At 74.0% G+C, this 24,058-nt stretch carries 13 protein-coding genes; 4 read left to right on the top strand and 9 right to left on the bottom strand.

What is annotated here, in order from left to right; all coding sequences use genetic code 11:
* Window positions 1-116 precede the first annotated feature (116 nt).
* The 3 genes from WMF26_RS02325 (at window position 117) to WMF26_RS02335 (ending at window position 13,296) form a co-directional block, all read left to right on the top strand.
* Window positions 117-11,336: a tetratricopeptide repeat protein gene (locus WMF26_RS02325; protein WP_437998982.1), complete on the top strand. Its 11,220-nt coding sequence runs from the start codon at window positions 117-119 to the stop codon at window positions 11,334-11,336.
* 14 nt (window positions 11,337-11,350) lie between these two features.
* Window positions 11,351-12,334, top strand: a complete 984-nt coding sequence (locus WMF26_RS02330) for an aminotransferase class IV (RefSeq protein ID WP_437998983.1) — start codon at window positions 11,351-11,353, stop codon at window positions 12,332-12,334.
* 149 nt (window positions 12,335-12,483) lie between these two features.
* Window positions 12,484-13,296 (top strand): hypothetical protein, encoded by an 813-nt coding sequence (locus WMF26_RS02335; protein ID WP_437998984.1) that lies wholly within the window; start codon window positions 12,484-12,486, stop codon window positions 13,294-13,296.
* Between the two features lie 127 nt (window positions 13,297-13,423).
* On the opposite strand, the gene WMF26_RS02340 is transcribed toward WMF26_RS02335, so the two are convergent.
* From WMF26_RS02340 to WMF26_RS02355, 4 genes are all read right to left on the bottom strand, one after another.
* Window positions 13,424-15,676: a hypothetical protein gene (locus tag WMF26_RS02340; protein ID WP_437998985.1), complete on the bottom strand. Its 2,253-nt coding sequence runs from the start codon at window positions 15,674-15,676 to the stop codon at window positions 13,424-13,426.
* A 54-nt stretch (window positions 15,677-15,730) separates the two neighbouring features.
* Window positions 15,731-16,117 carry a RidA family protein gene (locus WMF26_RS02345; RefSeq protein ID WP_061621620.1) on the bottom strand — a complete coding sequence of 129 codons (387 nt, stop codon included), beginning with the start codon at window positions 16,115-16,117 and terminating at the stop codon, window positions 15,731-15,733.
* 95 nt (window positions 16,118-16,212) lie between these two features.
* On the bottom strand, window positions 16,213-16,917 hold the full coding sequence (gene recR / locus WMF26_RS02350) for a recombination mediator RecR (protein ID WP_437953738.1): 705 nt from the start codon (window positions 16,915-16,917) through the stop codon (window positions 16,213-16,215).
* Window positions 16,914-17,237, bottom strand: coding sequence for a YbaB/EbfC family nucleoid-associated protein (locus WMF26_RS02355; RefSeq protein ID WP_044985452.1), 324 nt, complete (start codon window positions 17,235-17,237; stop codon window positions 16,914-16,916). The genes recR and WMF26_RS02355 overlap by 4 nt, the downstream gene beginning before the upstream one ends.
* Before the next feature lie 300 nt (window positions 17,238-17,537).
* Here WMF26_RS02355 and dnaX point away from each other — a divergent pair, with 300 nt between their 5' ends.
* The gene (dnaX, locus tag WMF26_RS02360; RefSeq protein ID WP_437998986.1) at window positions 17,538-19,883 is read left to right on the top strand and encodes a DNA polymerase III subunit gamma/tau; all 2,346 of its coding nucleotides are present in this window, start codon (window positions 17,538-17,540) and stop codon (window positions 19,881-19,883) included.
* Between the two features lie 27 nt (window positions 19,884-19,910).
* Here dnaX and WMF26_RS02365 read toward each other — a convergent pair whose 3' ends face one another.
* From WMF26_RS02365 to WMF26_RS02385, 5 genes are read right to left on the bottom strand one after another with little or no spacing between them, the layout of a single operon-like run.
* Window positions 19,911-20,519, bottom strand: coding sequence for a Uma2 family endonuclease (locus tag WMF26_RS02365; RefSeq protein ID WP_437998987.1), 609 nt, complete (start codon window positions 20,517-20,519; stop codon window positions 19,911-19,913).
* Between the two features lie 45 nt (window positions 20,520-20,564).
* A complete protein-coding gene (locus WMF26_RS02370; protein WP_437998988.1) occupies window positions 20,565-21,188 on the bottom strand; it encodes an ATP/GTP-binding protein in 624 nt (207 codons plus the stop codon).
* Window positions 21,185-22,177: a class I SAM-dependent methyltransferase gene (locus tag WMF26_RS02375; RefSeq protein WP_437998989.1), complete on the bottom strand. Its 993-nt coding sequence runs from the start codon at window positions 22,175-22,177 to the stop codon at window positions 21,185-21,187. Before WMF26_RS02375 ends, WMF26_RS02370 begins: the two co-directional genes overlap by 4 nt.
* Window positions 22,174-23,250: a radical SAM protein gene (locus WMF26_RS02380; protein WP_437998990.1), complete on the bottom strand. Its 1,077-nt coding sequence runs from the start codon at window positions 23,248-23,250 to the stop codon at window positions 22,174-22,176. The genes WMF26_RS02375 and WMF26_RS02380 overlap by 4 nt, the downstream gene beginning before the upstream one ends.
* Window positions 23,247-23,993 (bottom strand): radical SAM protein, encoded by a 747-nt coding sequence (locus tag WMF26_RS02385; protein WP_437998991.1) that lies wholly within the window; start codon window positions 23,991-23,993, stop codon window positions 23,247-23,249. Before WMF26_RS02385 ends, WMF26_RS02380 begins: the two co-directional genes overlap by 4 nt.
* Between the last annotated feature and the right edge of the window lie 65 nt (window positions 23,994-24,058).

Genomic DNA, 24,058 nt, shown 5'->3' on the forward strand with positions numbered 1-24,058 from the left:
GGGGCGAGGAACCTTGAAACCGCGGCGGCCGCCCGGCTATCTTCGCCCGGCCCGTGAACGGACCGGACCGATCTCGCGAGGTCCGCGGAGAGACGATGAGCGTTGAGACGATTCGGATGGCCCTTGGGCGCCTGCAGGATGAGCCCGAAAACGAGGCGGCCTGGAACGAGCTCGCGGAGGCCGTGACCGCTCCGAACAACGGCGCGGGCGCCGGGGACGTCGAGCGCCTGCTCGGCGCCGCCCGCGCGCGGCACGAGCAGCGGCGCGAGTGGCAGGCCGTCGCCCGCCTGCTCGAGCTGGAGATCGCGCTCGCCGCCGGCAGCCCGGTCGAGGGCGCGATGCAGGCGGAGCTCGCCCGCGTCTACCACGAGGAGCTCATCGACGTGGACCGCGCGACGGCCGCCTACAAGCGGCTGCTCGAGCTGCGCCCCGACGACGACGACGCCGCCGAGGCCCTCGAGACCGACGCCTCGAAGCGCGAGCGGTGGCGCGACCTCGTGGACCGCTACGTGGCCGAGGCCGAGGCCGCCACGGACGGCGCGTTCAAGAGCGCGCTCACCACGAGCGCGGCCGACATCGCCTACCGCTACGGCCGCGCCGAGCTCGGCGAGAAGGTGACCGAGCTCATCGATCTCGCCCTCAAGCTCGACCCGAAGAACCGCCGCGCCGCCAACCTCGCGGAGATCGCCTTCGCCGCCGCCGGCGACTGGGAGGCCGTCGTCCGCGTGCAGTCGCTCGTCAAGGCCGAGGCCCAGGCCAAGGAGGACCGCGTCGCGGCGGGCCTCCGCGCGGCGCGCACGATCAAGACCCACCTGAGCGACCCGGCCCGCGCGGTCGCGGCCTACGAGGAGGTGCTCGACCTCTCGCCGGGCCAGCCCGAGGCGCTCTCGTTCCTGGCCGAGGCGTACTCCGCCGCGGGCGACTGGGATCGCCTGGTCGCGCTGTACGAGGACCAGCTCCGCAGCGGCGGCGTGAAGCCCGGCGAGGAGCTCGGCATGCTCGTGCAGATCGCCATGGTCCACTGGCGCATGCGCGGCCAGCCCCAGGCGGCCGAGCCCTATTTCGACCGCGTGCGGCGCGCCGACGCGGCGCACGCCGGGATGCTCAACTTCTACCGCGAGGTCCTGGAGCAGCGCGGCGACAAGCCGCGGCTCACGACCATCCTCACGGACGCGCAGCGCGCCCTGCCCGACGGCCCCGAGAAGCGCGCCATCGCCACCGAGCTCGCGCGGCTCGCCGAGTCGCAGGAGAACGCCGCCAAGGCGATCGAGCAGTACAAGTCCGTGCTCCGGACCGACCCGGAGAACCGCCAGGCGCGCGACGCCCTGAAGCGCCTATACCTGCAGACCGAGGGGTACAACGCCCTCGTCGAGCTCTACCGGCAGGACCTCGAGCGCACGCCCGCCGACGACGTCGCCGGCAGGGTCGCCGTGCTCCGCGAGATCGCCGGGATCTACCGCGACCGCGCCAAGAACGACGCGGCGCTCGTCACGGTCCTCACCCAGATCGTCCAGCTCGACGACAAGGACGTGGACGCCGTGCGGGAGCTCACCCGCATCTACGAGGCGCTCGGCCGCTGGCGCGACCTGCTCTCGTACCAGCAGCGCCTCGCCGAGCTGACCGAGAGCCGCGCCGAGAAGGCGGGGCTCTACCGCGCGGTCGCGCGGCGCTGGTTCGACCAGTTCTCGAACGTGCAGAACGCCATCGCGGCGTACGAGGCGCTGCTCACCGTCGAGCCGATCGACGAGGAGGCGCAGCAGAAGCTCCGCGAGCTGTACCTGAAGCGGCGCGCGTGGCCGCAGCTCTACTCGCTCTACGAGCGCAAGCTCGAGAGCGCCGAGGGCGCCGCGAAGATCGAGCTCCTCGGCGAGATGGCCAAGCTCGCGGCCGAGCGGCTCGATCGCGGCGCCGACGCGATCGCGCTCCAGAAGCGGATCCTCGAGCTCGACCCGAGCGCCCCCGGGGTGCTCGACGCGCTGGAGAAGCAGGCCGAGCGCGAGAAGGACTTCGCCACGGTCGCCGAGGTGCTCGAGCGGCGCGTCGACCTCGCGGCCGACGACGCGGCGCGCCTCGTCTCGCTGCAGAAGCTCGGGGCCGTGTACGCCGAGCGCCTCAAGGACCCGGCCCAGGCGGCGCGGACGTGGCGGCGGGTGCTCACGCTCTCGCCGGGGCACGCGCGCGCGCTCCGCGTCCTGCGCGACGCGTACTTCGCCGCGGGCGACTGGGACGGGCTCGAGGAGCTCTACGCCTCGCAGAACGACTGGGAGGGCCTCGTCGACTTCCTCTCGGGCGCGGCGGACAAGGCGACCGACCCCGCGACGAAGCTCGACATCTCCTTCCGCGCGGCGCGGATCTTCGAGGAGCAGCTCAAGGCGCCCGAGCGCGCCGCGCGCTCGTACGAGCGCGTGCTCAGCGTCTCGCCGAGGGACGCGCGCGCCGCGGCGGCGCTCGTGCCGATTTACGAGGAGGAGGAGAAGTGGGCCCGGCTGCCGGCGCTCTACGAGATCCTCCTCGACGCGACCGACGACGCCGAGGCGCAGGTCGGCATGCTGCGCAAGCTCGCGGCGGTGACGGGCGGCCCGCTCTCGGATAAGGCGAGCGCGCTCGGCTACGCGCGCCGCGCCTACGAGCTCAAGCCCGACGAGGAGGGGCTCGATCTGCTCGAGGCCTGGTCGCGGGCGGCGGGCTCCTGGGGGCCGTTCGTCGAGGCGGTCGAGGGCCGGCTCCGGACGGCGACCGACCTCACGACCGACGTCCAGCGCACGCTCCGGCTGAAGCTCGCCGAGGTCTACGCGCGCGAGATGGGCAAGCTCGACGAGGCGGTGACCGTCTACCGCGGCCTCGTCGAGGACGACCCGTCCGACGACGCCACGGTGAGGGCGCTCGACGCGCTCCTCCGCGCGAACGAGCGGCAGGCCGACCTAAGGTGGCTGTTCGAGCTCCGGGCGAGCCAGGTCGGGGGCGAGGACCGCGCCGAGATCCTCGAGGAGTGGGCGACGCTCGAGGAGGAGGTCTTCGGCGACCCGGCGAAGGCGATCGAGCTTTTGCGCAAGGTCATCGCGCTCGCGCCGGGGCGCATCAACGCGCTCCGGGTGCTCTCGCGCCTCCTGAACGCCGCGGGCGAGTACGAGGCGGCGGCCGAGATCGTGGCCACGCACCGCGACGTCAGCGAGGGCGACGAGCGGGCGCGGCGCGAGATCGAGCTCGCGACGCTCTACCTCGACCGGCTGGACCGGCCCACGGACGCGTTCGAGGCGGCGGTGCGCGCGCTCGAGCTGACGGCGCACGACCCGGACGCGATCGCCGTGCTCTCGCGGCTCGTCGAGCGCCCGGAGACGCGCGTGCGCGCGGCCCGGGTGCTCGCGGTCGAGTACGCCGAGACGGGCAACCACCGGCGCGAGGCCATGGCCCTGCGGGTGATCCTCGAGGCGGAGCGGGATCCGGAGCGCCGGCGGGAGCTCTACCTCACGCTCGCGAACGTCGAGGAGACGAAGCTGCACGCGGCGGGGACGGCGTTCGACGCGCTGCTCCGGGCGCTGCACGAGTTCTCGGACGACATCGAGCTCTGGGACCGCGCCGCGGAGCTGTCGCGCCGCGCCGGCCGCCCGACCGATCTCGCGGAGGCCTACCGCGTGCACCTCGTCGCGGGGCGCACCGAGGGCGACAAGGTGCTCGGCAGCTCCGTGGAGGTCGAGCTCTGCGAGCGCGCGGCGAGCCTGCACGACGAGCAGCTCGGCGACCCGGAGGGCGCGAAGCCCTACCTGGAGCGGGTGCTGAGCCTCGACCCGAACAGCCACCGCGCCTTCGAGCGGCTGAAGCAGATCCTGACCGCGGCCGAGCGCTGGGGGGAGCTCGAGGAGCTCTACGACCGCGCCGCCAAGGGCACGACCGACCAGAGCGAGCGCATCGAGCTGCTCAACGAGGTGGCGCTGATCGCCGAGGAGATCATCGGCGACGCGGCCAAGGCGATCGGCTACTACGAGCGCATCCTCGAGCTCGATCCGTTCTACACGGCGGCGCTCGACTCGCTGGAGAAGCTCTACGAGCGCGAGGGGCGCTTCCGCGACCTCGCGGCGCTCCTCGAGCAGCGCCTGAAGACGGCGACCGAGGCCGAGAGCGTGGAGATGAAGCTGTCGCTCGGCAGCATCTACCTCGACCGGCTGCACGAGCCGGAGGGGTCGCTCGGGCACCTCGAGGACGTGCTCCGCATCCGGCAGAACGACCCGAAGGCGCGCGAGCTCGTCGAGCGGCTGCTCGACATCGGGGCGCTCCGGCTCCGGGCGGCGCGCGTGCTCGAGGCGGTGTACGAGGCGCGGGACGAGATCCGGCAGCTCGTGCGGGTCCTCGAGATCCGGCGCCACGGCGCGGAGACCGAGTCGGAGCAGCGCGAGCTGCTCCGCCGCGTGAGCGTGCTCCAGGACGAGCGGCTCAAGGACGACGCCGGCGCGTTCGCCAGCCTGTCGGAGCTCCTGCCGCTCGAGCCGGAGGACCTCGCGGCGCGCGAGCGGCTCATCGAGATCGGCCGGCGCCTCGGCGAGCACGAGCAGGTGGCCGAGGTGCTCACGGCGGCCGCCGACGCGTGCGGGACGGCCTCCATCCGCGGCGAGATCCTCATGGAAGTCGCGCGGATCTGCGAGGACCTCCTCGGCGACGCCGACCGGGCCGAGAAGGTCTACCGGCGCGTGCTCTCCATCGATCCGACCGACCCCTCGCTGGTGATCCCGGCGGCGCAGGCGCTCGGCCGCATCTACGCGGCGAAGGAGGAGCACCAGGCGCTCGCGGGCGTGCTCGCGATCGAGGTGCGCCTCGAGGAGGACGCCGACACGCGGCGGTCGCTCTACGAGCGCATCGGCACGCTGTACGAGACGGTGCTCGACGACCCGACCAAGGCGATCGAGGCGTGGCAGGCGCGGCTCGGCGACGACAGCGCCGACGCGGCGGCGCTCGCGGCGCTCGAGCGGCTCTACGAGCGGACCTCGCAGTGGCGCGAGCTCGTCTCCGTGCTCCGGGCGCGGGAGCAGTCGACCACCGATCCGGAGGAGCGGCGGCGCGCCATGACCAAGGCGGCCGAGACGCTCGCGCAGCGGCTCGCCGACGTGCCCGAGGCGATCAACGCGTGGCGCGCGGTGCTCGACGAGTTCGGGCCCGAGCGCTCGACCCTCGCGGCCCTCGAGGCGCTCTACGAGCTCGACGAGCGCTGGGTCGACCTCGCCGAGACGCTGGAGACGGACCTGTCGCTCGCGGTGGAGACGCCCGCGCGGCTCGACCTGCTCGCGCGGCTCGGCGACGTGCGGCGGCTGCACCAGGGCGACGCGGCGGGGGCGCTCGAGGCGTACCGCCAGGCGCTCTCGCTCGACCCGTCGAACGCGCGCTGCCGCGCGGCGCTCGAGGCGATGCTCGAGCGCGACGACGCGCGCCGGGACGCGGCCGAGACGCTCGAGCCGCTCTACGAGGCGGACGGCGACGCCGAGCGCCTGCTCCGGGTCCTCGAGATCAAGGTCGAGACCTCGGATCTGCCGAGCGAGCGGCTCGCCACGCTGCAGAAGGCGCTCCGCACGGCCGAGGGGCCGCTCGGCGACACGTCGCGGGCGTTCGGCTACGCGCTCCGCGGCGTGCGCGAGGCGGCGGGCGAGCCCGACGTGACGACCTGGATCGAGACGGTCGAGCGGCTGGGCGAGGCCACCGGGCGCTGGGCCGAGGTGTGCGAGCTGTTCCAGCGCATCGCGCCGGACATCCTCGACGGCGACGTGCAGCAGAACGTCCGGCTCCGGGTCGGCGAGCTCGCGCGGCACAAGCTCGACAACCGCGAGCTCGCGGTCGAGCAGTACAAGAAGGCGCTCGAGGCCCACGGCGACGACCGGCGGGCGATGATCGCGCTGGAGGAGCTCTACGGCGAGGCGAACGACGCCGGGCGGCTGCTCGAGATCCTGAAGCTCCGGGTCGAGAACGCCGAGAGCGACGAGGAGAAGACGGGGCTGCTCTTCCGGATCGCCGAGCTCGAGCGGGGCCCGCTCGCGGACCAGGCGGGCGCGATCGCGACCTACGAGACGATCCTCGACATCGCGCTCCACCCGGACGCGATCGCGGCGCTCGACAGCCTCTACCGCGAGGCGGGGCGCTTCCAGGACCTCATCCGGCTCTACGAGCGGCAGCTCGACGTGCGCGCCGGCGATCTCGCCGAGCTGCACGTCAAGATCGCGCTCGTCGCGCACCGGCACACCGAGGACCTGGAGCGCGCGTTCGACGAGCTGTCCGAGGCGCTGCTCATCGATCCGGCGCACGAGGGCGCCGTCTCGCTGCTCGAGACGATCCTCGCGGGCTCGGCCGAGGCCGAGCACCGGGCGCGCGCCGGCGAGATGCTCGAGCCGGTGTACCTGCGCCGGGCGGACTGGAACCGGGTGCGGGTCGCGCTCGAGGCGCGCCTCGCCGCGAGCCAGGACCCGGTCGAGCGCCGCGACCTCCTGCAGCGGCTCGCGACGCTGCACGAGGAGCAGCTCGAGGACTACCGCGCGGCCCTGGAGACGGTGGCGAAGCTCCTCCACGAGGACCTCGCCGACGAGGGGGTCTGGGCGGAGCTCGAGCGGCTCGCCAAGGTCGCGAGCGCCGAGCGGCGGCTCGCGGAGATCTACGCGGCGGAGCTCGGCGAGCTCAGCTCGGACGACGCGTCGAGCGCGAAGCTCAGCCGGCGCACCGGCGAGCTCTACGCCGAGCTCGGCGACGTGGCCGACGCGCTGAAGTGGTACCGGCGCGCGCACGAGTTCGAGCCGGACTCGCGCGAGCTGTTCGACGCGATCGACGGGCTGCTCATCAAGGAGGGCCGCCACGCCGAGCGCATCCAGCTCTACCGCGCCGCGCTCGACTACCGGAAGGACGAGGACCGGCTCGACGCCCTGCACACGATCGCGCGCCTGGAGCGGACGGAGCTCCGCGAGCCCGCGCTCGCGATCGAGACGTACCGCGCGGCGCTCGACGTCGACGAGGACGACGCCCGGGCGCTCGACGCGCTGACCGAGCTCTACCGCGAGCTCGACCGGCCGCGCGACCTCGCCGACCTCTACCTGCGCCGCGCCGAGGCGGCGCCGAACGGCGAGCGGGCGGCGCCCTACCGGCTGGCGCTGGCGGAGCTGCTCCGCACGCGCCTCGAGGACACCGCGGGCGCGATCGATCAGCTCGAGGCGATCGTCGGCGAGGTGCCGACGCACGCCGAGGCGATCCGGGCGCTCGAGGCGCTGATCCAGGACCCGCAGCACAAGGCGCGGATCGTCGAGATCCTGCGGCCGCTCTACGAGGGGGCGGACGACTGGCGGCAGCTCATCCGGCTCAACGAGGAGCGGTTCGGCCTCGCGTCGGACGCGCGCGACAAGGTCGCCGTGCTGCGCGAGACCGCGAAGCTCTGGGAGACGCGGGGGAGCGACGAGCTGCGCGCCTTCGACGCGATCCGGACGGCGTTCAGCCTCGATCCGGACGACGGCGAGACGCGCGGCGAGCTCGAGCGGCTCGCCGAGCAGCTCGGCGCCTGGGAGGAGCTCGCGGAGAGCCTCGAGCAGGGCGTGACGATCACGTCCGACGAGCTCACGAAGCGCGAGCTGCTCTCGTCGCTGGCCAAGGTCTACGACACGCGCATCGACGACCCGCGCCGGGCGCTCCGCGCCTACGCGCGCCTGTCCGCGCTCGACCCGAGCGACCCCGAGCCGCTCGAGCAGATGGACACCCTGGCCGTGCTGCTCAGCGACTGGGACACGCTGATCTCCGTCCTCGAGAAGAAGAGCGAGATGGCGTCGGACGAGGAGAACGCCTCGATCTGCCGGCGCATCGCCGAGACGAAGCTCGAGATGCTCGAGGACACCGAGGGCGCCATCCAGGCGTACGAGCGGGCGCTCGAGCTCGACCCCGAGAGCGCGATGACGATCGACGCGCTCATCGAGCTGCACGAGCCCCGCGGCGCCGCGAGCCGGCTGGTGGAGCTCTACGGCCGCCGCGTCGAGCTCGCGGGCCCCGACGAGGAGGAGCTGCGCTACGACCTCAACGTCCGCGCCGCCGAGCGCTACGAGAAGGACCTCTCGAGCCCGCGCGACGCGATCACGGCGCTCACCGCGGCGCTCGACGCGAAGCCGGGCGACCCGGCGGTGCTCTCCTCGCTCGAGCGGCTCTACCGGGCCGAGCGGATGTGGGACGAGCTCCTGTCGAACCTCATGCTCCAGGCGAGCGCCGCCGCGGACCGGGACGCGCGCGTCAAGCTGCGGACGGCGATCGGCGACCTCTACGCGCGGGAGCTCGAGAGCCCGAGCGACGCGATCGAGCAGTACCGGCTCGTCCTCGACGAGGATCCGGCGAACGATCACGCCATCCAGGCGGTCCGGGCCATCGGCGAGGGCCGCGAGGAGCTGCGCCTCGACGCGGCCCAGGTCCTCGAGCCCGTCCTCCGCGCGGCCGGCCGCCACGAGGAGCTCGCGGCCGCGCTCGAGCTGCGCCTGCGCGCGCAGACCGAGCCGTCCGACCGGGCCGAGACGCTGCGGGCGATCGCGGCGGTGCAGGACGTGCAGCTCGGTCGCCCGCTCGAGGCGGAGCAGGCGCTGCTCCGCGCCCTGGAGGACGCGCCGGACGACGCGTCGCTGCACGGCGAGATCGAGCGGCTCGCGGAGCGCACCGACGGCTTCGGCCGCTACTGCGACGCGCTCGCGCAGCGGGCCGCGTCGACCTTCGACGCGACGATCGCGAAGGACCTGTTCCTCCGGATCGGCCGCATCGCCGAGGAGAAGCTCAAGGACGACCGGCGCAGCGCCCAGGCCTACGCCAAGGCCGTCGAGCACGCCGGCGACACGCCGGAGCTCCTCGAGGCGCTCGATCGGCTCTACGGCCGCCTCGGCGACGAGAAGGCGCTCGCGGACGTGCTCGAGCGGCGCGTCGCGGTGACGAGCGGCGATCGCGACCAGGCGGATCTCTTCTACCGGCTCGCGGTGATCCAGATCGAGTCGTTCGGCGACAAGGCCCAGGGCCTGAACACCCTGCGGCAGGCGCTCGATCGCGCGGTCGATCACGAGCGGGCGAGCGCCGCGATCGAGGCGCTCACCGAGGATCCGGCGCTGTTCGACGAGGCGGCCGAGGCGCTCGAGGGCGTCTACCGCACGCGGGGCGACAACGCCGCGCTGGCGCGCCTCTACGAGAAGCGCATCCGCTTCGCGCCGACCGGCGTGGAGCGGATCCGGATGCGCCTCGACCTCGCCAAGGTGCTCGAGGTGCGCTCGAACGACCCGCGGGCGGCGCTCGAGACCCTCGAGAAGGCGCTCGCCGACGACCCGTCGGACCCCGACGTGCTCGGCGAGATCGAGCGCCTCGCCCCGCTGACGGGCGGCTGGGCGAGCGCCGCGGCCGCGCTGGAGCGGGCGGTGCGGGCCGGGGCCGACCTCGACGGCGACACGGCGCGCGACCTCTGGATGCGCATCGCCGAGTGGCAGAAGAACAAGGTGGGCGACCCGAAGGCCGCCGAGGCGGCGTACGAGGCGGCGCTCACGCACGACCCCACGAGCGAGCACATCCTGCGGTCGATCGAGGAGCTGCAGCGGGCCCCTGGGCGCGAGCGCGACCTCATCGGCACGCTCCGCCGCATCGCGGCCCTCGACGGCATGGAGGGGACCGCGGCCGAGCTCCGCCGCGAGGCGAAGGAGCTGGCCGAGCGCGCGCTCGCCGACCGGGAGCTCGTCGAGGCGATCCTGCGCGAGATGATCGCCGCGGACGAGGGCGACACCTGGGCGCTCGCCGAGCTCACGAAGGTGCGCGAGGAGGCGGGCGACCACAAGGAGGTCTTCCGGCTGCTCGTGCGCCAGTCCGAGCTCTACGCCGAGGCCGATCGCATCCGCGACGCGCGGCACGCCGCCGCGGCGGTCGCGCGCGAGAAGCTCGGCGACGACGCGGCGGCGATCGAGCTCTACGAGACGCTGTTCGAGGCCGACCCGGGCGACGCGCGCGCCGCGACCGCGCTGCGGGAGCTCTATGCGAAGGCCGGCAAGCACAAGGAGCTGCTCTCGCTCCTCGAGCGGCTCACCGACCTGGCCGAGTCCCCCGAGGCCCGCTCGGCGCTGCGGCTCGAGAGCGCGGAGATCTGCCTCTCGCGGCTCGACGCGGTGAGCGAGGCGACCGAGCACCTGCGCGCGGTCCTCGACGAGCAGCCCGACAACGAGAAGGCGACGGTCCTGCTCGCGCAGCTGCTCGAGAAGACCGGCCGCGATCAGGAGCTGTCGGATCTGTTCGTCACGCAGATCGAGCGCGCGAAGGACCGCGGCGACGTCGCGGCGGAGCTCTCGTACAGCGTCCGCCTCGGCGAGGTCTACGAGACCCGGCTGAACGACACGGCCCGGGCGATCGAGACCTACCGCGCGGTCCTCGAGCGCGAGCCGCGCCACCCCGGCGCGCTCCTCGCGCTGGCCCGCCTGCACGAGCAGCGCGGGGAGAAGGCCGAGGCGGCGCAGCGGCTCGAGGTGATCCTCGAGGACGCGAGCGGCCCCGAGGCGGTGAGCACGTCGCTCCGGCTCGCGGATCTGCACCGGTCCCTCGGCGACGAGGGCGCGGTCCGGCGCGTGCTCGAGCGGGGCCTCGCGGCGGACGCGTCGGCGCAGGACATCCGCAAGCAGCTCCTCGCCCTCTACGAGAAGCAGCAGGCCTTCACCGAGCTCGCCGATCTCATCACCGGCGACGCGGAGACGGCGGCGCAGCCGGCCGAGAAGGTGGCGCTCTACCGCAAGGCGGCGGGCATCCACCTGACGAAGCGGAACGACCCCGGCCGCGCCGCGGACCTCCTCGTCAAGGCCACGGAGCTCGTGCCGGGCGATCGCGAGCTCCTGCTCGCGCTGTGCGACGCGTACAGCGCCTCGGGCCGCGGCCAGAAGGCCGCCGAGGCGCTCCAGCAGATCGTCGAGTCCTACGGCGGCCGCCGCTCGAAGGATCTCGCCGCGATCCACCACCGCCTCGCCAAGGCCTACCTGGCCGAGGGGCAGCGGGAGCGCGCGCTCGCCGAGCTCGACACCGCGTTCAAGATCGACCCGGGCTCGATCGCCATCCTCCGCGACCTCGGCGTGCTGGCGCTGGAGCTGTCGGAGTCGGGCGACGACGCGGCGAAGGCGGCGCACATCGACCGCGCGCAGAAGACCTTCCGCGCGCTGCTCCTCCAGAAGCTCGACGAGGGCGCGCCGATCAGCAAGGGCGAGGTCTTCTATTACCTCGGCGTGATCAGCCACCGTCAGAACGACGACAAGAAGGCGATCCAGATGCTGGAGCGCGCCCTCGACAACGAGAAGGACTTCGCCCCGGCGAAGGAGCTCCTGGCGCAGCTCAAGAAGTGACGTAATCTCGCCGTGTGACGCGGCTCGTCAGCATCGACGGTGTCATCCATCGGCCGGAGGAGGCCAAGGTCTCGGTCTACGACCGCGGCTTCCTCTACGGCGACAGCGTCTTCGAGACCATCCGCACCTACGGCGGCGAGCCGTTCGCGCTGGAGGAGCACCTCGCCCGCCTGGAGCGCTCGGCCGAGCGGATCGCGATCGCGCTGCCGATCCCCCGCGACGAGCTCGGCCGCGAGGTGCGCGCGCTGCTCCGGGCCGCGACCGCGGCGGAGGGCGCCGGAGCGGCGGCGGGCTCGGCGGGCTCGGCTGACGCCGCGGGCGCAGCCGCGCCGCTCGAGAGCTACGTCCGCGTGATGCTCACCCGCGGCAGCGGCCCGCTCGGGCTCGATCCCGCGCTCGCGGGCGCGCCCCTCCGCGTCATCGTCGTCGAGCCGCTCAAGCCGCTGCCGGGCGCGCTCTACCGCGACGGGATCTCGGCCATCACGACTCCCACCCAGCGGGCCGGCGACGCGGCGCCGGGCGCCAAGGTCTCGAACTACCTCGAGAGCCTCCTCGCCCTGCGCCAGGCGCGGGCCGCCGGGGCCCACGAGGCGCTGATCCTCGACCCGTCCGGCCACGTCGTCGAGGGCACGACGTCCAACGTCTTCCTGGTGGAGCGGCGGCCGCCCGCGCACGAGGGCGCGGAGGACGCGGGGCACCTCTTGATCACGCCGCCCAGGGAGGCCGGGATCCTCGTCGGCATCACCCGGGCCAACGTCATCGACGTCGCGGGCGAGCTCGGCATCCCCGTGTGCTGCGAGCCGGTCACGATGGCCCGCCTCCTCGCTGCCGAGGAGGCGTTCATCACCTCGAGCCTCCGCGAGATCGTCCCGGTCGTGCGCGTGGACGGGCACGCGATCGGCGCGGGCGTCCCCGGGCCGAAGACCCGGGCGCTGCACGCCGCATTCCGCAAGAAGGTCGGTCTCGGTGAGGCGCCTCTCCCGTGGGAGGCGCCCTGAGCCGCGGCGGCTGGCCGGACCGCGTCGAAATCTTGCGATCCAGGATGTGCCGCTCGGGGACCACGTCCAAGAAGCGGGCCAGCGCGCTCCGTGCGCGGCCGGACGGGGCTCGGGCCTCGCCCGCCGTACAATTTGCTCGAGAGGAATCCATGATGAATCGCTCGCTTCGAATCGCCTGCTTCTTGATCTGCGCGGCCTCTGCCGCAGCGACGGCCGGGTGTGTCATCACCGCCGAGACCCTCGTGCGCTACGAAGGCAACGACGAGAGCGTGCGCGTCGAGTACCTCCCGACCCAGAGCATCCGCATCGTGAGCGACAACGGCGACGTCGAGGTCCGCACCGGGGACGTGAGCGACGTCGTGGTCACCTTCTCCCCGTTCACGATGCGCAAGAAGGACGAAAACCAGCTCGCGGTGCAGGAGATCGAGGAGGACCTCGATCTCGCCGCGAAGACCGACCGCGACATCGTCATCACGACCGGTACCAGGCGCAACGCCTCGGGGTACCTCGGCGCCGACATCGAGGTCGTCCTGCCGAACGACTTCGACGGCGGGCTCCGCATCGAGCAGGACAACGGCAGCGTCGACGTCGACCTCGACGGCGTCCCGTCCCGCGGCACGACCATCGTGAGCAACAACGGCAGCATCGACCTGGTCGGCGCGCGCGGCGCGATCGACGTGGCCACCAAGAACGGCAGCGTCTTCGTCGACCTCGACGCGTGGAGCAGCTCGGACGGCGCGATCTCCTCCGGCAACGGCGCGATCGAGCTCTCGGTACCGGCGGGGGTCGACGGGACGATGACCGCGCAGACGCTCAACGGCGACGTCGTGGAGCAGGGCCTCCCCTCGACGTGGGCGACCGCCGGGGAGGGCAGCGCGACGTCGTACACGATGGGCGACGGCGACGGCGGCCTCCTCGAGCTCTTCACCGAGAACGGCGACATCACCATCGACGTGAAGTAGCTCCGCCAGGACAAAAGCCGAGAGGCGAGCGCCGGAAGGATCCGGGCTCGCCTCTCGGGCCTTTGTGTCGAGCGCGCCGGTGTCGCCGGCGCGCTCGATCACGCGCCGGTGTCGCCGGCGCCCTCGATCACCCGCCGGCCGCCTGCTGCGCCTCGCCGCCCTCGCCGCTCGGCGCCTCGCCGCCCGCGCCCTCGGCAGGCGCCTCGCCGCCCCCGGCCGGCGCGGCCGCGCCCGCCGGGACCGGCACCCGCAGCTGCCCGCCGCCCTGCTGCGCGAGCACGCCGAGCGCCTTCTGGAAGAACGCCGCCAGGAAGGGGATCTCGCGCGGCGGCGAGGTGATCAGCCCCGCCTCCTTGATGGCGCGCGCCACGGCGAGGGCGGCGGTGGCCGCCGCGTCGCCCTTGCGCGCGCGCAGCGAGACCGCGCTGCTCCGGATCCGCGTCGCGAGCTGCCCGCGCACCTCGGGCGAGAAGAACCGGTCGGTCGCGAGCTCGAGCTCCTCCCGCAGCGCCGTGTTCACCAGCGCGGGGTCGCGCATCCCGGCGGCCCCGAGCCGCTGGCCGACCTTCTGCAGGAGCTCGTCGAGCGCCTGCCGCGCGGGCAGCCAGTGCCGGAACTCCGGCTCGTCGTGCAGCGAGGCGGAGCCGGCGATGTGCGACGCCACCTGCTCGTCCGTCAGGCTCTCCTCGAGGTCGGCCACCGGGTGCCGCGGCTCGGCCTCGGGCGCGGGCTCGACGAGATCGCGACACCCCTCCAGCCCGAGCGGCAGGACCTGCCCCGACGCGGCGTTCTGCCGCTTCGCGAGCGCGATCCGGTGGCGGGCCCACTCCAGCGAGACGGGCACGGGCGCCGTGCCCAGGTTGTCCTGCGCGCGCGCCCGGCCCTCCTTGAGCTGCGAGCCGCTGAGCCACCCCGCGCCGGCGTGCACCACGCCGACCCCCTCGCGCACGATCACCTCCGCGATCCGGTAGCGGCCGCTGGTGTCGCGGCTCGTGATCGCGATCGCCTCGGTCCCGCTCGAGTCCGGCGGGATCAGCGTCGCCTCGACCACCTCGGCGCGCTCCTCGGCGAGCCGCACCACGCGCGGCCGCGTCGGGATCGCCGCCCCGCGCGACTTCAGCACGTTGAGCGCGCGCCGCGCCGCCTTCCGCGCCGCGCCGGAGGCCTCCTCCGATTCGGCGGCCGCCGCGATCGCCTCCGCGTTGGAGGCGCCGAGCCAGGCATCGACGAGCGCCGGCGCGGCGTCGCCCGCCGACCGCAGCGCCTCGATCGCCCGGTCCCAGCCCGCCGCGAGCACCTCGGCGTCGAACTCGACCTTGGCCGCCTCGGCGCCCGCGCTGCCCTCGGGCCGCGCCCCGCCGTCGGCCTTGCTCTTCGCGGCCGAGGTCGCCTGCTTCGCCTTCGCCTTCGCGGCGAGCGCCTCGCGCGCCGTGAGCGCCGGCTTGTCCGCCGCCGCGACCTGCTTCGCCTTGGCCGCCGGCAGCGCGAACAGGAGGTGCGCCGGCTTGGCCGGGCCCTGCGGCCGGCCGCCCTTGCCCGTCACCACCGTCGCGGCGGCGCCCTGGCCGACCACGGTCACCATCCGGTCGCTCTGCTGCTGCTTCGCCGCCGCGGGCGCTCGTCCCTCGGCCCCCGAGGGCCGCGCGCCCCCGCCTTCCGCCCGGCCGCCTTCCGCGCCCGGCCGCGCCGACAGCCCGCGGTCGGGCCTCGGCCCCCGGTCGGGGCGCGGGCCGCGGTCGGGCCTCGGGCCGCGGTCGGGCCTCGGCCCCCGGTCGAACCTGGGCCCCCGGTCGGGCCTCGCGCCCTGCTCCCCGCCGGCCCCCTGCGCCGCGCCGGCCCCCTGCTCCGGCCTGGGGCCGCGGTCGGGCCTGGGCCCCCGGTCGGGGCGCGGGCCGCGGTCGGGCCTGGGCCCCCGGTCGGGGCGCGGGCCGCGGTCGGGCCTCGGCCCCCGGTCGAACCGCGGCGCGCCGGAGGGCGCGGCGGCTCGCTCGGGCCTGGGCGCGCGGTAGTCGCGCACGACGCGCGGCGCGGCCGTGGGCGGCGGCGCGGCGTCTTCTGTCGTGGGCGGCGTCGTGGCCGCAGGCGGCGCGTCCGCCAGCGCCGGCCGCTTGCGGGGCGCGATCACGTCCAGCAGCGAGCCCTGCGGCTCCTTTGCGGCGGCCTTCGCCGAGGGGCGCGGCGCTTCGCCTGCGGGCTGCGCCGAGGCGCCTTCGGACGGCTCGTCGGCCCGCTTCGCGGAGGCCGCCGTGCTCGCCGAGCGGACGACCCTGCGCGCGCGCGGCTTGTCTCCGCTCTCTGCATCGGGGGCGCCCTCGTGCGCAGGTTCGGGAACTGCGCTGGCGGTCCGCTCCGTGCTCTCGCTCTCGTTCTTTGTGCTCATGTCGAGGCTCCCGGGGACATTTTGGAGAGGGGGGCCGCGGCCGCGGCTCCCCGATTATCGCGATAGATGGGCAACAGCTTCGATCTCGACGGCGGCGCCCTTGGGCAGCGCCGCCACCTGCACCGTCGCCCGTGCGGGCGGCGCGCCGCCGACGGCCGCCCCGTACACCTGGTTGACGACGGCGAAATCGGCGAGGTTCGTCAGGTAGATCGTGGTCTTCACCACGTCGTCCCAGCCCGCGCCGGCCGCGGACAGCACCTCGGTCAGGTTCTTGATCACCTGGGCCGTCTGCGCCTCGATCCCCCCTCCGACGAGCTCGCCCGTCGCGGGATCGATCGGGATCTGGCCGCTGCAGAACACGAGGTCGCCGGCCCTGACGGCCTGCGAGTAGGGCCCGATGGCGCGCGGTGCCCGGTCGGATGTGATTGCGGTTTTGGACATGTCGACCTCTGAATCGTGGAGCGCCCCGGCGTGCGGAAGGCCCGCCGGCCCCGGCCCTCGCTCGCGTGGGTCGGGGGCCGGCTGCGCGGTTTTCGCTAGCCGAAGCTCTTCCGGCCTTCGATGGCTCGCCCCAGCGTCACCTGGTCGGCGAACTCCAGATCTCCCCCGTGCGGCACGCCGCTGGCAATCCGCGTGACCTGGATCCCCATGGCGCCGAGCTCGCGCGCGAGGAGCAGCGCGGTCGCCTCCCCGTCGACCGAGGGCGGGGTGGCGACGAGCACCTCCCGCACCGGCTGCTCGGGGTCGCGCACGCGCGCCCGGAGCGCCTCGAGGGGCAGCTCCTCGGCCCCGACGCCCTCGAGCGGCGAGAGGAGCCGGCCGAGCACGAAGTAGCGCCCGCGCATCGCCCCGCTCCGCTCGATCGCGAGCAGGTCCTGGACGCGCGCGACGACGCAGAGGAGGGCGCCGTCGCGCCGCGAGTCCTGGCAGATGGCGCAGAGCGCCCGGCCGTCGTCGTCGAGCTCGGCGATGTGGCCGCACCGGGTGCACGGCCGGATGTGGTCGCAGAGCTCCGCGAGCTCGCTGCCGAGGTCGCGCGCGGTGTCCTCGCCGGCGGTCACGAGGAAGAGGGCGAAGCGCTGCGCCGTCTTCTCGCCGACGCCCGGCAGGCGGGCGAGCAGCTGGGCGACGCGCGACAGCCGGCCGGGCAGGCCGCCGGGCGCGCTGCGGAAGCCGGCGGGGCCGCCGTTCGGGAGCTTCGAGGAGCCGGGGAGCGAGGCCGGGGGACGCAACGCGATCAAGTGTGCATGCCGGGGAGCTTCACGCCGCCGGTCACCTTGGCGATCTCGCTCTCGACGAGCTTGTCGGCCGTCTCGAGCGCCGAGTTCGACGCGGCGACGATGGCGTCGAGCGCCATCTCGAGGCCCTCGCTGGCGAGGAAGGCGGGGTCGACGTCGATCCTGCGCACCTTTCCCTCGCAGGAGACCACGACGGTGACCTTGTCGCCGGCGGCGGTCGCGCTCACCTCGCGGTCCTTCAGCTCGCCCTTCACCTGGTCGATCTTGCGCTGCATGCGCGCCGCCTGGCGAACCAGCTCATTCATTCCGCCGCGAAATTGCATGGTCAGACGGCGGTCTATGCCGTGAACCGCGCCGCGCCGCAACCGGGAAGGGGACGCGGAGAGCCCGGCCGGCCCTGCCCGGTCCGGTCCGTCTCGCCGCGAGCGGGCGCTTCCGCCTCTCCAGGGACTCCCCGGCGGCTCCCCGGTGACTCCCCGGCGCGCGTCGGCCGCCCCGGCCCCCGCGGAGCGGGGGTGCGTTTCGAGCGGCAACTCTGGCAAACTGACCGGAATGCGGGGCGCCGTCCGTGCCGGTCACAGCTGCGGCGACGCGCCCGCGAGAAGGTGCTAGTCGAGCAGCGTATGAGCTACGTCGTCCTCGCGCGGAAATGGCGCCCGCAGTCCTTCGAGGATCTCGTCGGCCAGGAGCACGTATCCACGACGCTCGCCAACGCCATCGCGCGGGATCGCGTCGCGCACGCCTTCCTGTTCACGGGCGTCCGCGGGGTCGGCAAGACGACGAGCGCGCGCATCCTCGCCAAGGCGCTGAACTGCGTGCACGGCCCCACGGCGAAGCCGTGCCAGGCGTGCCCGGCGTGCGCCGAGATCACCGTCGGCGCGGACGTCGACGTCCAGGAGATCGACGGCGCGAGCTACAACGGCGTCGACGAGGTGCGCAAGCTCCAGGAGAGCCTGCCGTACCGGCCGGCGCGCGACCGGTTCAAGATCTTCATCGTGGACGAGGTCCACATGCTCTCGAACGCGGCGTGGAACGCGTTCCTGAAGACGCTGGAGGAGCCGCCGCCGCACGTGAAGTTCATCTTCGCGACGACGGAGGTGCACAAGGTCCCGGTCACGATCCTGAGCCGGTGCCAGCGCTACGACTTCAAGCTCATCGGGGCGCAGCAGATCGCGGCGCGGCTCCGCTGGGTGCTCGATCAGGAGAAGATCCCCGCCGACGATCCGGCGCTCAGCGCGCTCGCGCGGGAGGCGGCGGGGAGCATGCGCGACGCGATGAGCCTGCTCGACCAGGTGATCGCGTGGGTGGGGACGAGCGGCGATCGCATCACGGCCGAGGGCGTGGCGAAGGTGCTCGGCGTCGCCGATCGCGTGGTGCTGCACCGGCTCGCGGAGGCGCTGGTGGACGGCGATCCTGCGGCGTGCGTGCGCATCGTCGGCGAGCTCGCGCAGGAGGGGTACGACCTGCCGCACGTGGCCCGCGACTTCCTCGCGCACCTGCGCGATCTCGTGGTGGCGAAGGTCTGCGACGATCCGGCGCCGCTGCTCGATCTGGCCGACGAGGAGGTCGCCGACGCGCGGGCGCTCGCGGCGCGCGCGGACGCGGACGATCTCACGCGGCTGCACCAGGGCTTCTCGCGCGCGTTCGACGACATCGTCCGGAGCGGCCAGCCGCGGGCCTCGCTGGAGATGGCGCTCGTGCGGCTCGCGAGGCGGCCGCCGCTCTTGCCGATCGACGAGCTGCTGCGCCGCCTCGGCGATCTCGAGCGGCGCCTGAACGGCGGCGGCAACGGCGGAGGCGGCGGTGGCGGCGGTGCGCCGGAGCGTGCGCCGCAGCGGCCCGGCGCGCCGTCCGGCGGCGCGGCTGCGCCCCGGCGCGGCGCGGCGGAGGCTGCGCCGGAGGACGCGCGCGGCGCGGGAGCGGCGCCGGCGTACGGCGCGGCGGCGAGCGGGGCGGCGAGGGCGAACGGCGTGGCGGCGAGCGGCGCGGCGGTGAACGGCGCGGCGGCGAACGGTGCGCCGGCGAACGGCGCGGCGGCGTACGGCCCACCGGCGAGGGCGAACGGCGCAGCGGCGAACGGCGTCGCGTTCGCGAGCGGCGCGCCGGGCGGGGGCGGGGTGGCGAGGGCGAGCGGCGCGGTGGCTGCGGGCGGCGCGGTGGCTGCGGGCGGCGCGGTGGCTGCTGCCTACGGCGCGCCGGCGGCGGGCGTGGTGGCGCGCCCGAGCGGCGGCGTGGCGGCGAACGGCGCGGCGGCGAACGTCGTCTCCCTCGTGAACGGCGCGCCGGGCGTGAACGGCGCGGCGGCGTCCTTCGCGGGCAGCGCCGCGCCGGCGTTCGCGGGCGCGGCCGCGCCGGCGTTCGCGGGCGCGGCCGCGCCGGCGTTCGCGAAGGCGCCGTACGCGAACGGCGCGGCCGCGCCGGCGTACCGCCCCGACAGCGCCCCGCCTCCGTCGCCGCGCGGCGCGCTGTACTCCGTTCCGCAGAGCGCCCCGGCGGCCCCCGCGCCGTCGGGCCCGGTGTCAAGGACGAGCAGCGCGCCGCCCCCGGCGATGAGCGCCAGCGACCTCGCTACCTGGCGCGCGGTGATCACCGCGGTCCGGGCGCAGCGGCCGGCGCTCGCCTCGGTGCTCGAGCACGCGGCCGTGCTGGAGCTCTCGCCGACGCGCGTCGTCCTCGGCTACGAGGCGAACTCGTTCCTGTCGGGCCAGGCCACCGAGCCCGCGGCCCGGGACATGCTCGCCCGGGTGCTGCATGCCCATTTCGGCGGCCCCGCCGAGCTGGTCTTCGAGACGGTCACCCGCGGCAGCGCCGGCCCGTCGCTCGCGCAGGTCGAGACGGCCGAGCGCAAGGCGCGCGTCGAGGCCGCCCGGCGGGCCGTGGCCGACCACCCCCTCGTCACGGCCGCGATCGAGCTGCTCGGCGCGGAGCTCAAGGACGTGCGGCTCTCTCAGGAGTTCGCCGACGGGTGAGCGTCGGGCGCCGCCGCCCGCGCGGATTCAGCCGGCGTTCCGCAGCCAGCCGCGGAACGCCTTGACCGCCGCGTGCTGGTCCGGCCAGCGCACGAACCGCGCGAGCGCGACGAGATCCAGATCCGGGAGCAGCTCGCTGGCCGCGATGGCCTCGTACGCCTCGCCGCGCAGCGCGTGGAGGTGGAAGGCGTCGTTCTCCCAGAACCAGACCTCGCGGACGCCGAGACCGCTGTAGACAGACAGCTTGTCGATTCCACCGCTCGTCAGCGCCACCTCGATCGCGAACTCAGGAAATTCCTTGATCGGCTCGCCGACGCAATAGCATTCGTCGGGCTCGAGGCCGCGTGCCTTGGCCTCGCGGCGGAACGTGGCCGAGCCGTAGCTGTAGAGCGGCACATCCCGCTCCAGCGCGAAGAGCTCGATCAGGCGGGCGATGCTCTTCTTCGCCGATTCGTGATCGATGGACGGGCGCATCAGCTCCAGCGTCCCTTCGCAGAAGGTCATCCGCAGGCCGGGCGTGTCCAGCTCGTCCCGCAGCCTCACGTAGGACTGCCAGGAGACGCCGTGGAGCACGAACCGCTGTTCACCTGGGGGCGCAGTCGACGACGGAGACGGCGTGTGCGCGGCGGCTACCATGGGCGCTCACGCAGGATAGCACGCTCGTCCCGCGCATCGCCGCCCTCACACGCCGCGACGGTCCACCTCGAGCGCCTCGCGCCGCGCCGCCAGGAGCTCCGCCCGCTCTTCCACGGTGCCCGGGCCGACGTCGACCACCTCGAAGCCGGCCGCGCGGTACAGCGCGCCGAGCCGCTGGTTGATCCGCTCCGCCTCGGCGGCCCGCGCCTCGCTGCTCCTGCCCCAGCGCGGCGCCTGCAGCTCCGGCATCACGGCGAACAGGAACACAAGCGCATAGCGCTCGAACGCGGGCTCGCCGGGCGGCCAGGGATACTCGGTCTCTCCGCTCGTGCGCAGGTAGTACTCGACCGGATCGAGATACCCGCGCTCCAGCCAGTCCCCGTCTCTCGCCTCCGCCTCGATCGCCTTTTGCGTCTCCAGCACCCGCCCGGCGAACTCTCGCTTGCGGCACAGGGGACAGACGTGGTCCGGCGCGTCGATCGGGCGAAACGGCGCGTCGGGCGGGTGCCCGTGGGTGCGCGCCCCGAGCTCGTCGAGCACGCGCCGGTGCGCCTCGCCGTGCACGCGGTAGCCCCGCGTGGCCGCGAGGTGGCGGAGCGTCGTGGTCTTGCCGCACGAATAGGCGCCTGTCGCGACGAAGAGGCGCTTGCTCGTCTCCGGCGCTCTCATCGCCGCGCCCACCACACCGAGCCGGCGCCGCGCTCGATCCGCCGCCCGGCCACGGACATGAAGTGGGCTGTCGCGTCCACGACGCCCGCGTGCTCCTCGTTGTGATCGTGGCCCCCGACGATGCCGCCCGGCTTGAGCTTCGGCCACCAGGCCTCGAGATCGGCGAGCACGGCCGCGCGGTCGTGCGAGCCATCGAGAAACACGAGATCCAGACTCGCGTCGGCGAAGCGCGCCGCCGCATCCGTGGACGGCATCCGGAGGACGTGAGGTCTTATCCCGAGCGCCTCCATGTTCGCCCGGAACGCGCCCGGCACGTCCTCCGCGGCCAAGAGGGCGCGATACCGCGCGTCGTAGGCATCGCTGGAGCCGTCCCACGTGTCGACGCAATGGAGCGCGACGCCGTTCCTCGCCGCGAGCCGCCCGACGTACGCCGTGGAGAGCCCCTTCCAGGAGCCCACCTCGACCATCGCGCCGCCCCGGAGCGAGCGCACCAGCGCGCGGTACGCGAGGCCGTCTTCCTCGGAGAACCAGCCCTGGATGGGCTCGACCCGCGTCACCGGGAACAGCGCGAGGAGCGCCGCCTGCTTCCGCGCTGGATCGCGGTATTCGTACTGCCGGTCGCACAGCTTGACGAAGCAGCGGGCGTCGTGCGCGACGAACAGCGGTCGCTTGATCGCGGCGAATTTCTTGAGCGACGTGGACCGCTCCGGCTCCCGCTCTCCGCGCCGGATCTCCTCGGCGGTGGTCGCGAAGATCACGTCCTCGTGCCGGATCGGGCGCCCCTGGTCAGGGCCGTCGGTCCACGGCCGCTCTCCCGGATATCCGGCGCGGTCGGTGCCGTGCTCGAGGAGGCGAGCCAGCTTGTCCGCCTCGCTCGCGCGGAACAGGAGAGGGCCTGTGACGCCGCGCGCGTCGAGCTCGTCCAGCACCTCCTCGAGGAAGAGCAGGTTCCGGCCGATGTACGGAACGGGGATGACGGGCGGCGTCATGACGGGTCGAGGGACGCGCGCGCCGCCGGGGGCGGGCCCAGGATGCCGTCCCAGGGCTGCCAGGTGGACGCGAGCCGCGCGTTCGGGTGGAAGATGAGCTCGTGGACGATGCCCGGGCCCGAGCGCTTCGTCTCCTCGAGCTGGGCGAGGTCGGCCTCCTCGAAGACCACATCGATGTCCTCGAAGCGGAACACCTCGACATAGTAATAATAGCCCACGATCTGCCGCTCGAACGAGAACCGCGCGTCGGCGCTGAGCGCGTCGAGGATCGGCTCGAGCCGGACGCGGCTGCGATCGCTGTATTTCACGACGTGGTTCTCGACCACCGCGGTCGGGTCAGTCTTCATCAGCTGCCGGAAGATCACGTTGTCCACGCCGAGGGACCGGGCGAACCGCAGATAGGCCACGATGGCATCGACCGAGTCGATCTGCCCCGAGAGGAGCACGCACGAGAGGCGCACCCGGGTGCCGCCCGCCGCTGCCGCCGAGACGACGCTGCGCAGCTCGTCGACGCTCAGGCCGTCTTTCATGACCATCAGCCTGGCGTTCGTGTCGTGATCGGGGTGGGCGCGGCTGATGTTGAGGTGCTGCACGCCGGTGTCGGCGATCCAGTCGATCACCCGCTTTCCGTCGCGCTCTTGGAGCAGCCCCGAGCCGTTCGTGGTGAGCGTCCGCTTGCGCCCTCGGCGGGCCTGTCCGAGGGCGAGGATGCGGGGCAGCCGCGGATCGTGGCTCGGCTCGCCGCCGGTGATGGATACCGTCGGATCGAGCGGCCTCAGCGCGTCGAGGGACTCGGCCATGGCGTCGAAATAGCGAGCGTCGTCTTCCTCGACAGTCTTCTGCAGCGAGAGGCTCCGCCCGCGCGACGCCGGCCTGAGCTCCTCGACGCAGAAGTGGCATTTCGCATTGCAGGGCTGCCGGCTGTACATGGAGAAGTTCGCGTTGCGGTAGATCTCGACCGGCCGGCCCCACAGGTCGAAGCGCACCGTCTCGCCGGCGGTGCTGTTGCCCGTGAGATCGAAGGCGCGGCTCTTCAGGCGGCGCCATTCGTCGCGGAAGGGCCGCGCGCTCACGGCAGGCCTCGCATGGCGTCGGAGCGCGCAACGAGGTCGGGGCCGAAGGCGCGGCCGTCCGGGTTGAGCATCGTGAAATGGGCGCCGACGAGGAACGGCTCGTCCCAGTCCTCGCGCTTCTGCGCGAAGCCGTAGCGCTGGAGGTGGAACACGTTGGCGAGCGCGAGGAGCCCCGCGTCGCGCACCGCCTCCACGACCCACGCGTCGCCGTCGGCCTCGGTCTTGCGCAGCCGGACGTTGAGGACGAGCTGGCGGTCGCCGCCGAGCGCGGCGAGCCGCGCGTGAATGGCGCGCGCGAGGGGGAGGAGGCCGCTGTCGTGCTCGAGGAGGTGGTGGTTGACCGAGAGCTTGAGGGTGGTGGGCTCGCCGAGCTTCTGGAGCCAGGCGTCGAGCCCGGCCGGATCGCGCGGGATCTCGACGCCGTTGGTGACGACGACGACGCGCGCGCAGCGGGGCTCGGCGCGGGCGAGCCGCACCATCTCGTCGAAGTGCGGGTGGATGGTGGGCTCGCCGCCCTCGAGCTGCACCTCGAAGGCGCCCTCGGCCGGGAAGCTCTCGCGGTAGCGGTCGAGGGCGAGGAAGGTCCGGCCGCGGGGCGACGAGCAGGTGCAGCACCACGGGCAGGCGCGGTTGCAGTGGTTCGTGGTGGCGACGTAGAGGCGGTGCGGCCGCTCCGCCGTGGGGCGGTCGAGCGGGAGCGCGCCGGTGAGCGTGGCGTTCTGGGGTCTCGTCGCGGTCGGCATGGGGGCCTCCAGCGAGGAGGATACGGCGGCGGGGGGAGGGGATGAAGGAGATCTGGGGGGCGCGG

The organism is Sorangium sp. So ce185, from assembly GCF_051526825.1.
GTDB classification, from domain to species: domain Bacteria; phylum Myxococcota_A; class Polyangia; order Polyangiales; family Polyangiaceae; genus Sorangium; species Sorangium cellulosum_D.

Excerpts from the sequence above, each read along its gene's own strand:
- WMF26_RS02375 (WP_437998989.1), bottom strand. The coding sequence starts at position 22,177 with ATGACGCCGCCCGTCATCCCCGTTCCGTACATCGGCCGGAACCTGCTC.
- WMF26_RS02355 (WP_044985452.1), bottom strand. The coding sequence starts at position 17,237 with ATGCAATTTCGCGGCGGAATGAATGAGCTGGTTCGCCAGGCGGCGCGC.
- WMF26_RS02325 (WP_437998982.1), top strand. The coding sequence starts at position 117 with ATGGCCCTTGGGCGCCTGCAGGATGAGCCCGAAAACGAGGCGGCCTGG.
- WMF26_RS02340 (WP_437998985.1), bottom strand. The coding sequence starts at position 15,676 with ATGAGCACAAAGAACGAGAGCGAGAGCACGGAGCGGACCGCCAGCGCA.
- dnaX (WP_437998986.1), top strand. The coding sequence starts at position 17,538 with ATGAGCTACGTCGTCCTCGCGCGGAAATGGCGCCCGCAGTCCTTCGAG.
- WMF26_RS02365 (WP_437998987.1), bottom strand. The coding sequence starts at position 20,519 with ATGGTAGCCGCCGCGCACACGCCGTCTCCGTCGTCGACTGCGCCCCCA.
- WMF26_RS02335 (WP_437998984.1), top strand. The coding sequence starts at position 12,484 with ATGATGAATCGCTCGCTTCGAATCGCCTGCTTCTTGATCTGCGCGGCC.
- WMF26_RS02370 (WP_437998988.1), bottom strand. The coding sequence starts at position 21,188 with ATGAGAGCGCCGGAGACGAGCAAGCGCCTCTTCGTCGCGACAGGCGCC.
- WMF26_RS02345 (WP_061621620.1), bottom strand. The coding sequence starts at position 16,117 with ATGTCCAAAACCGCAATCACATCCGACCGGGCACCGCGCGCCATCGGG.
- WMF26_RS02385 (WP_437998991.1), bottom strand. The coding sequence starts at position 23,993 with ATGCCGACCGCGACGAGACCCCAGAACGCCACGCTCACCGGCGCGCTC.